At 39.4% G+C, this 14,554-nt stretch carries 12 protein-coding genes; 6 read left to right on the forward strand and 6 right to left on the reverse strand.

What is annotated here, in order from left to right:
* Positions 1-77: 77 nt before the first annotated feature.
* Complete coding sequence (mutS, locus tag LVD16_RS02445) at positions 78-2,654, reverse strand: DNA mismatch repair protein MutS (protein WP_233771996.1); 2,577 nt, start codon at positions 2,652-2,654, stop codon at positions 78-80.
* Between the two features lie 155 nt (positions 2,655-2,809).
* On the opposite strand from mutS, the gene LVD16_RS02450 reads away from it, so the two are divergent.
* Positions 2,810-3,337 carry an RNA methyltransferase gene (locus LVD16_RS02450; RefSeq protein WP_233771997.1) on the forward strand — a complete coding sequence of 176 codons (528 nt, stop codon included), beginning with the start codon at positions 2,810-2,812 and terminating at the stop codon, positions 3,335-3,337.
* Positions 3,338-3,422: 85 nt separating this feature from the next.
* Here LVD16_RS02450 and LVD16_RS02455 read toward each other — a convergent pair whose 3' ends face one another.
* The 4 genes from LVD16_RS02455 to LVD16_RS02470 all read right to left on the reverse strand — a co-directional run bounded on the left by LVD16_RS02455 (position 3,423) and on the right by LVD16_RS02470 (position 7,612).
* Complete coding sequence (locus LVD16_RS02455; protein WP_233771998.1) at positions 3,423-4,925, reverse strand: S8 family serine peptidase; 1,503 nt, start codon at positions 4,923-4,925, stop codon at positions 3,423-3,425.
* A gap of 167 nt (positions 4,926-5,092) precedes the next feature.
* The gene (locus LVD16_RS02460) at positions 5,093-5,839 is read right to left on the reverse strand and encodes a LytR/AlgR family response regulator transcription factor (protein ID WP_233771999.1); all 747 of its coding nucleotides are present in this window, start codon (positions 5,837-5,839) and stop codon (positions 5,093-5,095) included.
* A complete protein-coding gene (locus LVD16_RS02465) occupies positions 5,836-6,888 on the reverse strand; it encodes a sensor histidine kinase (protein WP_233772000.1) in 1,053 nt (350 codons plus the stop codon). The genes LVD16_RS02460 and LVD16_RS02465 overlap by 4 nt, the downstream gene beginning before the upstream one ends.
* 7 nt (positions 6,889-6,895) lie before the next feature.
* Positions 6,896-7,612 (reverse strand): LiaF transmembrane domain-containing protein, encoded by a 717-nt coding sequence (locus LVD16_RS02470; RefSeq protein WP_233772001.1) that lies wholly within the window; start codon positions 7,610-7,612, stop codon positions 6,896-6,898.
* 215 nt (positions 7,613-7,827) lie between these two features.
* On the opposite strand from LVD16_RS02470, the gene fumC reads away from it, so the two are divergent.
* The 5 genes from fumC to LVD16_RS02495 all read left to right on the forward strand — a co-directional run bounded on the left by fumC (position 7,828) and on the right by LVD16_RS02495 (position 14,140).
* Positions 7,828-9,228: a class II fumarate hydratase gene (fumC, locus tag LVD16_RS02475; protein ID WP_233772002.1), complete on the forward strand. Its 1,401-nt coding sequence runs from the start codon at positions 7,828-7,830 to the stop codon at positions 9,226-9,228.
* A 144-nt stretch (positions 9,229-9,372) separates the two neighbouring features.
* Complete coding sequence (locus tag LVD16_RS02480; RefSeq protein WP_233772003.1) at positions 9,373-10,017, forward strand: SPOR domain-containing protein; 645 nt, start codon at positions 9,373-9,375, stop codon at positions 10,015-10,017.
* Positions 10,018-10,095: 78 nt separating this feature from the next.
* Positions 10,096-11,802: a single-stranded-DNA-specific exonuclease RecJ gene (recJ, locus tag LVD16_RS02485; protein WP_233772004.1), complete on the forward strand. Its 1,707-nt coding sequence runs from the start codon at positions 10,096-10,098 to the stop codon at positions 11,800-11,802.
* A 14-nt stretch (positions 11,803-11,816) separates the two neighbouring features.
* Entirely contained in the window at positions 11,817-12,548 is a 732-nt protein-coding gene (gene lptB / locus LVD16_RS02490) for an LPS export ABC transporter ATP-binding protein (RefSeq protein ID WP_233772005.1), read from the forward strand.
* 65 nt (positions 12,549-12,613) lie between these two features.
* Complete coding sequence (locus tag LVD16_RS02495) at positions 12,614-14,140, forward strand: GH3 auxin-responsive promoter family protein (RefSeq protein WP_502795553.1); 1,527 nt, start codon at positions 12,614-12,616, stop codon at positions 14,138-14,140.
* A 13-nt stretch (positions 14,141-14,153) separates the two neighbouring features.
* Here LVD16_RS02495 and LVD16_RS02500 read toward each other — a convergent pair whose 3' ends face one another.
* Positions 14,154-14,537, reverse strand: a complete 384-nt coding sequence (locus LVD16_RS02500; protein ID WP_233772007.1) for a hypothetical protein — start codon at positions 14,535-14,537, stop codon at positions 14,154-14,156.
* Positions 14,538-14,554 lie beyond the last annotated feature (17 nt).

The following is a 14,554-nucleotide window of genomic DNA, read 5'->3' on the forward strand; positions in this document are numbered from 1 at the left end:
TTTGAACATGATAATAATCATAAATTATGAGCACATGCATAACCAAAAACAGAAGCTAAAAATAAACGTTCCTTTGGTTAATTATTTTTTTCTAAAACTGTCTTTAACTCATTGAGTTTGAGCAAGGCTTCTACCGGAGAAATGGTATTGATATCCAGCATTTCAAGCATACCCTTTATTTCTTTAAAACGAGGATCAGCCTCAAACAAGTTCATTTGGAAGTTAGCTTTTGGCACCTCTTCCAGTTTTTTCCTTGTATCGTTCTTATGTTTATCCTTTTCCAGGAAGTGCATAATCTCATTGGCGCGAATTACTACCTGATTAGGCATACCCGCAAGCTGAGCCACATGAATACCAAAACTATGCTCACTACCACCTTCTTTCAGCTTTCGCATGAAGATGATTTTATCACCCACCTCTTTTACAGAGACATTAAAATTTTTAATTCGTGGAAAATCCTCTTCCAGCTGATTCAGCTCATGATAGTGGGTAGCGAATAATGTTTTTACACGGCTATCCGGATGATTATGCAGGAACTCCACGATAGACCAGGCTATGGAAACACCATCGTAAGTACTTGTACCTCTACCAATCTCATCCATCAGCACCAAACTACGGTCACTGAGGTTATTTAGGATACTGGCCGTTTCCGTCATCTCCACCATAAATGTAGACTCACCTTTTGACAGGTTATCTGACGCTCCAACTCTGGTAAATACCTTATCTACAATACCAATAGATGCACTTTTAGCCGGAACATAGGCTCCCATCTGAGCCATTAGGGTAATCAAGGCTGTCTGCCTCAAGAGGGCTGACTTACCCGCCATGTTAGGACCGGTGATGATAATGATTTGTTGATTATCATTATCAATAAAGACATCATTCGGAACATAAGATTCACCTATGGGTAATTGCCTTTCTATAACCGGGTGTCTTCCTTCTTTAATATCCAGAGTAGTGGAATCATTAACCTCTGGCTTCACATATTTATTGGCCTTGGCCACCTCAGCGAAAGAAGAAAGACAATCTACTACTGCCAAAATTCTAGCATTTTGCTGAATTTGAGTTACATATTCAGCAGCTGTTAAAACCAGCTCGTTAAATATGCGCTGCTCTATTACAAAAAGCTTATCCTCAGCATGTAAGATCTTTTCTTCATACACCTTCAGCTCTTCGGTGATATATCTCTCGGCATTTACAAGGGTCTGCTTTCTGATCCATTCACCAGGTACTTTATCTTTATGAGCATTGCTCACTTCCAGATAATATCCGAATACTTTATTATAAGCTATTTTCAAAGATGGAATGCCAGTACGCTGACTCTCTCTCTGCTGTATTTGAACCAGGTAATCTTTACCTGAGTAAGCAATGCCTCTTAGCTCATCTAATTCTTCGTCGATTCCATCTCTAATGATATTTCCTACCGAAGCATTTAAAGGCACCTCCTCCTTCAACTCCTTTTCTATTTTTTCAAGCAGGAATTCACAAGGATTAATTTGGTCCGCGAGTTTCTTCAGCTCATCATATTCACTGGCCTGGAGAGTGGCTTGAATAGGCAAAGTGTTTTGCATCGCCTTCTTCAATTGATTCATCTCCCGTGGGTTTATCCGGCCAACGGCCACTTTTGAGATCAATCTTTCCAGATCACCAATATTTTTAAGATTATGCTGCACATCATCTAACAGGTCAGATGACTGGTGAAATGCTTCTACTATCTTTAGCCTTTGATTGATGGCTGTGATTTCCTTTAAAGGCAATACCATCCATTTTTTCAGCTGCCTTGAGCCCATCGGAGTAATGGTGCAGTCTAAAATATCAATTAAAGGTACACCGCCATCGTGCTGCGGGAAAATCAGCTCAAGGTTACGAATGGTGAACTTATCCAGCCATACGTATTTATCTTCATCTATCCTGGAAATAGCAGAAATGTGCTTTACTTCATTATGCTCCGTTTCCTCAAGGTAATGCAAAATAGCACCGGCGGCTATCACTGCACTATCCATACCCTCTATACCAAAACCTTTTAATGAAGAGGTTTGAAAATGATTTGTGAGCTTTTCATATCCAAAATCAAATCCATAGATCCATTCATCCAGATGGAAAGTGATGTAATCATCCTGCAGCAAGTCTTCAGCTTGCTTTTTAGCCGCCTTACAATAAATTACTTCTGAAGGCGAAAACCCCTGGAACAGCTTTGATACATAATCTACTGAGCCCTGGGCGCACATAAACTCTCCTGTAGAAAGGTCAAGAAAAGCTACACCAGCATCATGTTTTGTAAAATGTACGGAGGCCAGGAAATTATTAGCCTTCTTTTCCAGGACGTTATCATTAAAAGATAAGCCTGGCGTTACTAACTCTGTAACCCCTCTTTTTACGATGCCTTTTACTGACTTAGGGTCTTCTAACTGATCACAGATGGCCACCCTGTTTCCTGCCCTTACCAGCTTGGGAAGATAAGTATCTAAAGAGTGATGGGGGAAGCCTGCCAATTCTATGTGAGAGGCAGAACCATTGGCCCTTTTCGTAAGTACTATATCCAGCACTTTACTAGCCTTTACTGCATCTTCACCAAAAGTTTCATAAAAATCACCTACTCTAAAAAGCAACAAAGCACCTGGATATCGGCCTTTTATTGCATTATACTGTTTCATTAAAGGTGTTTCTTTCGCTTCTTTTTTTCTTGGCCATGGGGCAGGGTTAATTTTCCACAAAGATTAACTATTTTGAAGGTTTAAGCAACTTATATTACATTTCACAAAATGAATTAACATTATTATAAGCCCATAAAATACTGCAATTTTGCACCATGAGAAAGTTAGCAAACGAAGAGCTGGACCGAAAAACGGTAGAAGAGTTTAAAGAATCTGACAAGTTACCCATTGTTATTTTACTAGATAACATCAGGAGCATGAACAATGTAGGTTCTGCATTTAGAACCTCAGATGCGTTTTTAATAAGTAAAATCTATCTGGGAGGTATCACTGCTACTCCGCCACACCGTGAGATTACAAAAACAGCACTTGGAGCAACCGAATCAGTAGAATGGGAACATGCCGAAGACACCGGCAAACTGGTTCAACAATTAAAAGAAGAAGGCTATACTATTATCGCTATTGAGCAAGTAGATAAAAGCATCAGCCTTGACAGCTTCACGCCGGATAAAAACAAAAAATATTGCCTTGTATTTGGTAATGAGGTATTTGGCGTAAGCGAGGAAGTGATCAAACATTCAGATATGTGCATAGAAATTCCTCAACACGGCACTAAACATTCGCTGAACATCTCCGTGAGCCTGGGGATAACCATTTGGGATTTTTATAATAAGCTACTATAAAAAAATAGGCCCGAATGACTAATTCGGGCCCCACTAAAAACATGGCCGGTAAACTACTCCGTCCACAAATCAAACCAGAGAAAACTTAATTAACAGCAGCCAGGGCATCTAAAGTACCCCATCCATAATTTGAATTTCTATTAGGATATAAATCAGCTGTTTGCTTAAGCTTATTCAGTACTTGATCTCTACTCCAGGTAGGATGCTTAGACCACACCAGCGCAGCAATACCCGCGGCAGTAGCTGTAGCCACTGAACTACCTCCTACAGTAGATGGCTGATCTCCGCTCATAGCCAGAGATAAACCATGGCGATCATTATTAGCTTTTTCCATTACCACGGTAAAATCCACCTCGCTACCAGAATGGCACACGTCACATCTGGTATAGCTTCCTTCTTTTACCCCTGTAATTGCCACTGTTTCGCTCATAGTAGCAGGGAATATTACTCCGTACCAGTTAGTAAAGGATGTAGAAGTACCTGCGGCAGCGAATATTAATTTGCCCTTGCCATAAGCATATCTCACAGCATCAGCCACTTTAGAGTTAGTGAATACATCACCAATAGACATGCTTATTATTTTAACATCACTTCTGTTTCCCAGGAATACAAGTGCATTTGAAACACCAGTTTTTTCTTTTCCGCCGTTAACTACAACATCTCCAGTACCTCTGGTAGCTACCAGGTTAACATTATAAGCTACACCCACTGAGCTTCCACTATTACTTCTTGGAGCTGCAATAACTCCTGCCATAGCGGTACCATGTCCACATCTGTCATCCGGGCCATCAGGATTAGTGTCCCATGGCCACCAAGAGTCATTATAAAAGCCGTATTTGTTTACATACCTGCCGCTGGAATAACCAGAATTAAATTGGCCATTGAGTTTATTTTGGTTAGGCGATATACCCGTATCAATTAAACCAACAGCTATGCCTGCACCTGTAGAATAATTCCATGCCTGGGGAATATTCATATAGCTGTAGTTCCATGACATTTTAGCATTTGGAGCTATTGTGGTATAATCACCGGCATCAAAGCTATTTTCTGGATCATTGGAACAGCCGCTATCACTGGCTTCTCTTCCGTTAGGATTAGCTTCTCGGAAATTTACCTCATACCCCAGAGGCTCCACATACCTTACCTCAGGCATCTTTCTCAGCTGAGTAATGGTGTTGAGGTCAGCGATTTTAATTTCTATAAATGGAAGTACTTCATGCACATTCACATTCAGGTCAGCTTTTCTAAAAGTTTTGCCTTGTGCTTCAATAGTAACTTCTACCTGTTCCAAAATAGTAGCGCGCGCCTGTGCCCACGCTTTATCATTAATATTAATGGATGAAATTCTGGAGCCAATGTTAGTTTCTCCCTGTGGCTGATAGCCAATAGTGAGAATAGTATCGCTATGCATCAGCGCGCTAAAGAGTACTTCATCAGACGCCTGCTTCCAATTATACTCGTTGGTTTGCCTTAAAGATTCAATGATCTGATTGTCAATTTGTTCTCTCGAAATGAGATCCGGTTGCTGATCCAATTCCTGGACCATTTCTTCAGAATTATCACTACATCTGAAAAAGACAAGTGACATGAAAAGGATGATTAGATGGGAATTTTTCATTTTTATGGTTATAGGTTGATTGATATAAAAATTGCAATCGATTTCTATTTTCAATATGTAAAATTCTTATTGAAAATACAACCTATCCAAATGAAGATATTGTTAAAACAACTTTTAAACTTAGATGCGCTGGAAATTTAAAAATGAAGAATGTTTTTCAAGGTAGAATAACCTGAACGACTGACAGATATTTTTGTACCATCTTTCAAAAAAGCCACATAACTGTCTTTAGTGTAAGGCTCCAATCTATCAATAGTATTTACCCTAACGATATATGAGCGATGTACCCGAACAAACTCATCACTGGGCAGTGATTGCTCCAGATATTTCATAGTGATTTGTTTCAGGTACTTTTTTCCTTCACTGTGCAACGCCACGTAATCATCCTGCGCTTCCACATAGTCAAGCCTTTCTGCAGGAATTATCACAATTTTGCTGCCTGCACGTACTACAATCCTGTTTAGCTCCTCAGCTTCTTCCTCTTTTACAGATAAAATTTTAGATACTGTATGAGCATCTCCCACTTTATTCCCCAGCTTATGCCTGGCCTTATCAATGGCCTCTGAAAATCTGGTTTTAGAATATGGCTTTAATAAATAATCAGCCGCACTTTTTTCAAAAGCTTTTAAAGCGTACTCATCAAAAGCAGTACTAAAGATAACGGCCGGCACCTCCTCTAGCAGCTCCAACATTTCAAAACCTGTTAGCTTAGGCATCTGAACATCTAAAAAGATCAGGTCAGGCTTATGCTCCTGGATCATTTTCACCCCTTCGAAGCCATTAGCGCATTCTCCAATTATCTCAATATCTGAGTGATCTTTTAAATAAGCACCTATTACATCTCTGGCTAGCTTCTCATCATCGATAATTATGGTCCTGATCATGATTTTAAGTTTTGAGGAATTAAAAGTTGTACGGTGAAAAGTTTTCTTTCTTTCTGAATAGTGACCAGCCCGGGAATACCATATATAAGTTCAAGTCTATTTCTAACATTTCTTAAACCTATTCCTTTCCCTTTTTGAGGCACGCTTTCTGAATCATAATTATTGGCAATAGAGATTTTTAAATTGCCATCCTCGCAAGAGCAAGATGTAACAATATTCACAGATTCCAGCTGTTCATATACACCATATTTAATGGCATTTTCATACAAAGGCTGCAAAATCATGTTGGGCAGGGTCATTCCCTTGCACTTATCTTCAATTTCATTTTGCACACACAGCCTGTCTCCAAAGCGAATCTTTTCTATATCCAGATAGAGGTTCATCTGTTCTAGCTCCTCTTTTAAATTATGACTTTCCGGCGCATCTTTTCCTAATGATGATCTTAAAAAATCAGATAATTTAATGACCATGTCTCTGGCCTTTTCTGGATCTGTAATGGTAAGTGAACTAATTGAGTTTAAGCTATTAAAAATAAAGTGCGGATTGATCTGAAACTTAAGCATCTCCAACTCGGAGTGCTTTAGCAACTCTTGCATCTGTACTTCCTTCGCCTCTTGCTGATCAAGCTCGTAATTATAATTGAGTAGATAATAAACCATGATAATCACAAGCAGATAGAGTACACCTATGACTAATCGCCAAGGGAAAGTTTCTGATAATAGATTCAAATAAATGGTATAAGAAGCAAATAGATGCTTTAAAGCAGTAAATGCTATAAAATCCACTATTGAAACTGCAATAAGTAATGAAACGCCAAGGCTAATTACACTGGTAGTAAGGCCTTGATTTGCGGGAGAAATAAACTTGATAACAAACCAATAGCTTACGCCAAGACCTCCCAGGAGAATGTTAAAAATAAGGCTATCAGCCACGGATGCAAGTTGGCTGATCTCATAGTGAAAGTGGAGTATAGCAGCGTGGGCAATACCAATGATTGCCCACACTATTAAATAGATTATTATATTTTTATTAATGAGCGGGTGTTTCATCGAAGACTTATCTAGTAAGTTTTACATCACCACCACCAAACATTACAAAACCTTTTATAATCAAAGTTCTGCTGGTATCTGGTACTACCTTCAATGTAGAGATACGCTTATCATTAAAGCCTCCTAAAACTGCCGCTACATCTACGTGCACTGCCCAGTCTGGCGGCACTATTATGGAACTTCCTCCAAACATGGCAAATACATCTATTACTGTAGTTCCCTCTGCAAGATTCGCATTCCGAAGATCTATAGTAGACCCACCAAAAACCGCTGTGACTTTTCCGCCTGAAAAATTCTGTGAATCTATAATCACCTCGCGGCCACCAAATATGGCAAAATCATCAAAGTAGTCTATTCCGTTTTTTTTTTCGGGATCGTTAAAGTTAGAATAATTGCCTCGTATGCTGCGGCGTGATATTAGTGAGAAACCGATCACCAATATTATAGCCGGCCAGAATAGTTTCCACATATTAAAGTGATAAATCCAGCCGAAATCCCGGGCTAACATTATACCTCCTATCACTATAAATACTGCTCCCGCTTCAGGTTTTTTCCTACCTACAATTAAATAAATACCTACCAGAATGAATAAGGTTTTCACTGATACTAAATAATCAGGAATGTAATAAGGTATAATATTTAAGTTATCTAAAAGAAGAGTACCTCCTATTAATACCAGAAAGATACCCAACCAAAATCTACTGTCGTTTGTACGCTCGCTCATAACTTTTAATGTTTATTTACATTCAATTTTACTGGTAAAGTGGTGCATCAGTTGGGACTAATCGGCAAATGGCAGCCAATTACCGGTTAATGACGAAGATTTGCAAGTAGACAGGGCAGAAAAAAGATGCGATACAGCATATTAGCTGATATGATATATCATTCCACAACAAATATTTTCTATTTTTGCCCCGAACCAAAAAACCTCTTTATTTCATGGAATATCGCATAGAAAAAGATACAATGGGCGAGGTAAAAGTACCTGCCGATAAATACTGGGGAGCCCAGACAGAAAGATCTAGAAATAACTTCAAAATTGGCGCCGCAGCCAGTATGCCTTTAGAAATAGTATATGGTTTCGCTTACTTAAAGAAAGCTGCTGCCCATACTAACCACGCTTTAGGTGTTTTAGATGAAGAAAAGAGAAACCTGATTTCTCAGGTATGTGATGAAATTCTTGAAGGAAAACATGATGATCAATTTCCTCTGGTAGTTTGGCAAACTGGTTCTGGTACACAGTCGAACATGAACACCAATGAGGTAATCGCTAACCGTGCGCATGTACTTCACGGTGGTACTCTAGAAGATGCGAAGAAGTTTATTCACCCAAATGATGATGTAAACAAGTCTCAGTCATCTAACGACACTTTCCCTACAGGAATGCACATTGCCTGTTATAAAATGGTCATTGAAACTACTATTCCTGGTGTAGAGCTATTGAGAGATACTTTAAAAAAGAAATCTGAGGAGTTTAAAGATGTGGTTAAAATTGGTAGAACGCACCTGATGGACGCTACTCCTTTAACTTTAGGTCAGGAATTCTCAGGATATGTTTCTCAGTTAAACCATGGAATTAAAGCCTTAAAAAACACATTAGAGCACTTATCTGAACTTGCTTTAGGTGGAACTGCCGTAGGTACTGGTATTAACACACCTGAAGGATATGCCGAGCACGTAGCTGGTAAAATCGCAGAATTTACAGGTCTTCCTTTTGTAAGTGCTGAAAATAAATTTGAAGCACTGGCAGCTCATGATGCCATTGTAGAATCTCACGGTGCACTAAAGCAGCTGGCGGTATCTCTTAATAAAATTGGTAATGACATCAGATTATTAGCTTCAGGACCAAGAGCTGGTATTGGTGAAATCAATATCCCTGCTAACGAGCCAGGATCATCAATTATGCCTGGTAAGGTAAACCCTACTCAGTGTGAAGCTTTAACCATGGTTTGTGCTCAGGTAATGGGTAACGATGTGGCTATTACTATAGGAGGAACACAAGGTCACTATGAGCTGAACGTTTTCAAACCTGTATTAGCTGCTAACTTCTTACAATCAGCCAGGTTAATTGGAGATGCTTGTGTTTCATTTAATGAAAATTGCGCCATAGGTATTGAGCCTAACCATAAGAACATTAAGCAGCACTTAAACAATAGCTTAATGCTAGTTACTGCCTTAAACACGCATATCGGTTATGAAAAGGCCGCTAAGATTGCTAAGGCTGCTCATGAAAACGGCACCACTTTGAAAGAAGAGGCTGTGAAGTCTGGTTTCCTTACAGAGCAAGAGTTTGCCGAGTGGGTTAAACCTGAAGATATGGTAGGTAGCTTAAAAAACTAATTTTCATTATTTTAAATATATTGACTATATTTTCGAATATTTTTTAAATGCATTTAAACTAACTTGTTGGAGAGATTAAAAAATTAGGACCAATTCTCTGACATGGGGCTCATTTTTTAGGCCTAAATAATAAATTTTAGACATATGAAAAAACTAACCGCATTACTTACATTGGTTTTGGCTGTTGTTCTCGTAACTCGTTCGCATGCCCAACTTTCTAAGGACGAGGCCAAAGAATGGAAGAATAAAGCAAAGGAATATAAGAAGAACCCAGCTGAACTTAAGCAGTTGGTAGAAGATAAGCAGAATGCTGAGGCAGAAGTAAGTACACTTAAGACAGAAAAAACAAGCCTAGAATCAAGATTAAGTGATCAAAATGCTAAAGTAAGTGAACTCCAAGATGATCTAAGCAAACTAAGAAGTGACTTAGCAAGTGCCAGAGCTGAATTAAATGCAGCTAAAGCATCACCATCTTCTGCTTCTTCAGCAGGCGGAAAAATGGTAGACGGCGTTGTATTTAAAGTGCAAGTAGGCGCTTTCAGAAACAAAGATCTTTCTAAGTACTTTGATAACAATGAAAACTTCAGCGGCGAGAACGAAGATGGAATGCAAAAGATCACTTTAGGTCAGTTTAGAGACTACTGGGAGGCAGATACCTTTAAAAAGTATCTTCGCGAAATGGGTGTGAAGGACGCATGGATCGTACCTTACAAAGATGGTACTAGAGTTGACATTAAAGACGTACTTGAAGGAGTTATCGCTTCTGACGGCCCATCAGATTCTGAATAAGATTACATCATATATTATATGAAAGAAAAGCAGTGCATTTGTACTGCTTTTTTTATTTGAGCTAGTTAATTTCGCAATATGGTGGAGAAAAGATGGGTATTAAAAGAAGAACCAAACCAAGATCAGGTAGATAAGCTTAGCTCAGCAATAAATGTGAGTGAGCCACTGGCCAAGATACTGATACACAGAGGTGTCACTGATTTTGACGCTGCTAAAACCTTCTTCCGCCCATCGCTAGACATGCTGCATGATCCTTTTCTTATGCAAGATATGCACATTGCCGTAGAGCGCATAGAACTAGCTATAGCCAATAATGAAAAAATCCTGGTCTACGGAGATTATGATGTAGATGGCACTACTTCCGTGGCTCTATTTTATGGCTTTCTCAATTCCTTTTATTTTAACTGCGACTTCTATATTCCTGACAGGTATAAGGAAGGCTACGGTGTATCTTCACAAGCCATAGATTGGGCTAATGAAAATGACTTTTCTCTAATTGTCACTTTAGACTGCGGTATAAAATCAGTTGAACTCATTGAAAAGGCAGCCAATCTTGGGATAGATTTTATTGTTTGTGATCACCATCGCCCAGGTGAGGTGCTTCCACCGGCAGTGGCCGTTTTAGATCCTAAAAGGGATGATTGCCATTATCCTTATGATGAGCTTCCCGGCTGTGGCATTGGATTTAAGTTAATGCAAGCGCTGGTAAGCAAAAATCCCAGCTGGTATGAAAATCCGCTGGACTTCCTGGATTTAGTAGTGGTTAGCATCGCTTCGGATATTGTTCCCATTACTGGTGAAAACAGAGTTCTGGCTTATTATGGCCTCAAAAAACTGAACACTTCTCCCAGCCCTGGGCTCTCAGCGCTCATGACCTTGGCAGGCGTAAAGGGTGATATCAATATTACAGGTGTAGTCTTTGGAATGGCACCACGCATAAATGCTGCAGGAAGAATCTCGCATGCTGAGATGGCTGTGAATCTGCTGCTGGCGGCTTCGGAGGATGACGCTTATCATTACGCTGAAAAGCTGAATATCAAGAATAAGAAGCGTAAAGATTATGATAGCAGCATCACTGATGAAGCCATAAAAATGATCGAGAGCGATACCATATTACAGACCTCTAAAACCACCGTCCTATTCAAAAATGATTGGCACAAAGGAGTTATAGGGATAGTTGCCTCTCGCTGCATAGAGCACTATCACAGGCCTACCATCATACTTACAGAGTCTAATAACAAAGCTACCGGTTCAGCCAGATCAGTACCCGGCTTTGATGTTTATAATGCCATTTCTAATTGCAGTGATCTACTGGAGCAGTTTGGCGGACATAAATATGCGGCAGGTCTGACTTTAGACCTTAATAATATTGCGGCTTTTCAGCAAAAATTCGAAGAAGAAGTGGCCAATACTATACCCGAAGAGCTCCTTATCCCCCTCATAAATATTGATGATAATATTAGCTTTGATGACATTACACCGAAGTTTTTAAATATCATTAATCAAATGGCCCCTTTCGGTCCGGAAAATCTACGTCCCACTTTTATGGCCGAGAACGTAACTGTGGCAAGCTCTTTGAGGATACTGAAAAACCAACATTTGAAATTCATAGCTAAACAAGAGGGAAATAGTAAGCAGTTTGATGCTATTGGCTTTAATATGGCGGTATACGAAAAAGACATAAAACAAGGACGCCCGTTTAAAATCGCCTTCGGAATAGAAGAAAATAATTATATGGGCCGCCAGTCTATCCAGCTAAAACTAAAGGATATAAAGTTTGATTAATTACTTTTGTACATATGATACTACGCGCAGACAACCTAATCAAGAAATACAAGAAAAGAACAGTAGTGAATGATGTCTCCGTTCAAGTGGAACAAGGGGAGATTGTAGGTCTTCTCGGACCCAATGGAGCCGGAAAAACTACTACTTTCTATATGATTGTAGGTCTTATTAAGCCTAACGAGGGTGAGATTTTTCTTGAAGGAGAGAATATTACCAGTCTGCCCATGTACAGACGAGCCAAATTAGGGCTTGGTTATTTAGCGCAGGAAGCCTCTGTGTTTAGAAAGCTTTCGGTAGAAGAAAATATCATGGCCGTTTTAGAGATGAGAAAAATGTCTAAGGCGGATCAAAAAGAAAAGTGCGAAGCATTATTAGAAGAATTTAGCTTAACTCACGTTAGGAAAAACCTCGGAATGGTACTTTCTGGTGGTGAGAGAAGAAGAACAGAGATAGCCAGAGCCCTGGCCGTAGATCCAAAATTCGTTTTACTAGATGAGCCTTTTGCCGGTGTAGACCCAATTGCCGTAGAAGAGATTCAAACCATTGTGGCCAAGCTTAAGAAAAAGAACATAGGCATTCTCATCACTGACCACAACGTAAACGAAACACTTTCCATTACAGATCGAGCATATCTAATGTTTGAAGGTAAGCTTTTAAAGTCAGGATCAGCTGAAGACCTGGCAGCGGACGAACAAGTGCGTAGAGTTTATCTAGGTCAACATTTTGAGTTAAAAAGAAAAATCTAACCTACCGTAATTCGGTTCTAATTTAGTATTTTTAAGTTCTGACTCAACTGTAACTACTGTAGCTGGTGGATATATTAAACTCTATATTAACCTGGGTGATGAAGAAGCGTATTCATGATATTGAATTGTTCTTCAAGTACCCTAATGAAGTACAAAGGGAAATGCTGAAAAAGCTTCTTTATGAAGCTAAAAACACTGAATTCGGCAAAGAATATGGCTTTAAGGATATAGAAAGCTATGAAGACTTCAAGAATAGAGTTCCTATCCATTCCTATGAAAATATATTTCCTTATATAGAAAGACTTATGAGAGGCGAGCAGAATATCCTGTGGCCTTCTGAAATCACCTGGTTTGCAAAATCTTCAGGCACTACAAACGCAAGAAGCAAGTTTATCCCTGTTTCGCAGGAAGCATTAGATGATTGTCATTTTAAAGGCGGTAAAGACCTCATATCATTCTATGTAAATAGTAATCCTGAGACTCGTATGTTCACCGGGAAGGGACTTACTATAGGAGGAAGCCATCAGATCAATGAATTTAATCCTAACTCCAATTCTTACTACGGAGACGTTTCTGCGGTAATTATGCAGAACCTTCCTTTATGGGCTCAATTTATCCGAACACCAAAACTGGAAGTAGCGCTCATGGATAAATGGGAAGAGAAGATAGAGAAGATGGCCAAGATCACCTCTGAGGAAAACGTTACAAATCTGGTAGGCGTACCTACCTGGACTATTCTGCTCATTCAGAATGTACTGGAGCTCAAGAACACTGATAATATTTTAGATGTCTGGCCTAACCTGGAAGTTTTCTTTCATGGTGCTGTTTCTTTCACACCTTATCGTGAGCTATTCAAAAAGCTGATTCCATCAGCTGATATGAATTATTTTGAAACTTATAATGCCTCTGAAGGCTTCTTTGGCATTCAGGATCAAAGAGGAAGTGATGAAATGCTTCTTATGCTGGATTATGGCATTTTCTACGAATTCATACCCTTCGAGGAATTTGAAAGTGAGCACCCAAGAACACTTTCATTAGATCAGGTGGAAGTGGGTAAAAACTACGAGATGGTAATAACCACTAATGCAGGACTATGGAGGTATAGAATTGGTGATACCATAAAATTCACTAGCATTTCACCTTACAGAATTAAAATTTCAGGGCGTACGAAGCATTTCATCAATGCCTTTGGTGAGGAAGTTATCATTGAAAATGCTGAAAAAGCTATCGCTGAGGCTTGTGAAAAAACCGGGGCGATAATAGATAACTTTACAGCCGCTCCTGTTTATTTCGACGAAGGCAGCAAGGGTGGTCATGAATGGGTCATAGAATTTAAAAGCCGTCCATCTAACCTGGAAGAGTTTACTCATCTGCTTGATGAGAAACTGCGAGCCATCAATTCTGATTATGATGCTAAGAGGTATAAAGACATGGCTTTAGTACTTCCTATAGTTCATGATGTACCAGAAGGTACTTTCTATAACTGGATGAAGAAAAGAGGCAAATTAGGTGGTCAGAATAAGGTGCCACGACTTTCTAATAACCGTGAACACCTGGACAGCCTTCTTGAAATGATTAGTGCGAAAGCATAGGACAATCTCACTGTCATTCGCTAGCTTTAGCACCTTCAGAGCAGTTTTCATGCTCCAATATTGAGTCGACCAGGACTTTGTATTGAGATATGATTTTCCAACTCTGTCGGTTAGCCTTCATGAAAGTCACAGTTTCACAGGCCTTGGCACTATTATCATCAAAAGATTTTTTTAGCCAAAATTCTATGGTAGATGAACTCTCACCAGATTCTGCATAAGCAATAGCCAACTGTAAGAAATCCGCATAATTCCTTTCACTCGCAGGAGTATTCTTCACCTCAAGTATAATAGCTTCTTGTTTAGAGCCATTGGGAACGTAAATATCAAGCTCTTCAGTTTCTTGGCAAGCGCTGATTCCAAAAAGAAGGCAGATAAATAGACTGTAAATAATTTTCATGGATTAATGTTTGAATG

This window comes from Fulvivirga ligni (assembly GCF_021389935.1).
Lineage (GTDB): Bacteria > Bacteroidota > Bacteroidia > Cytophagales > Cyclobacteriaceae > Fulvivirga > Fulvivirga ligni.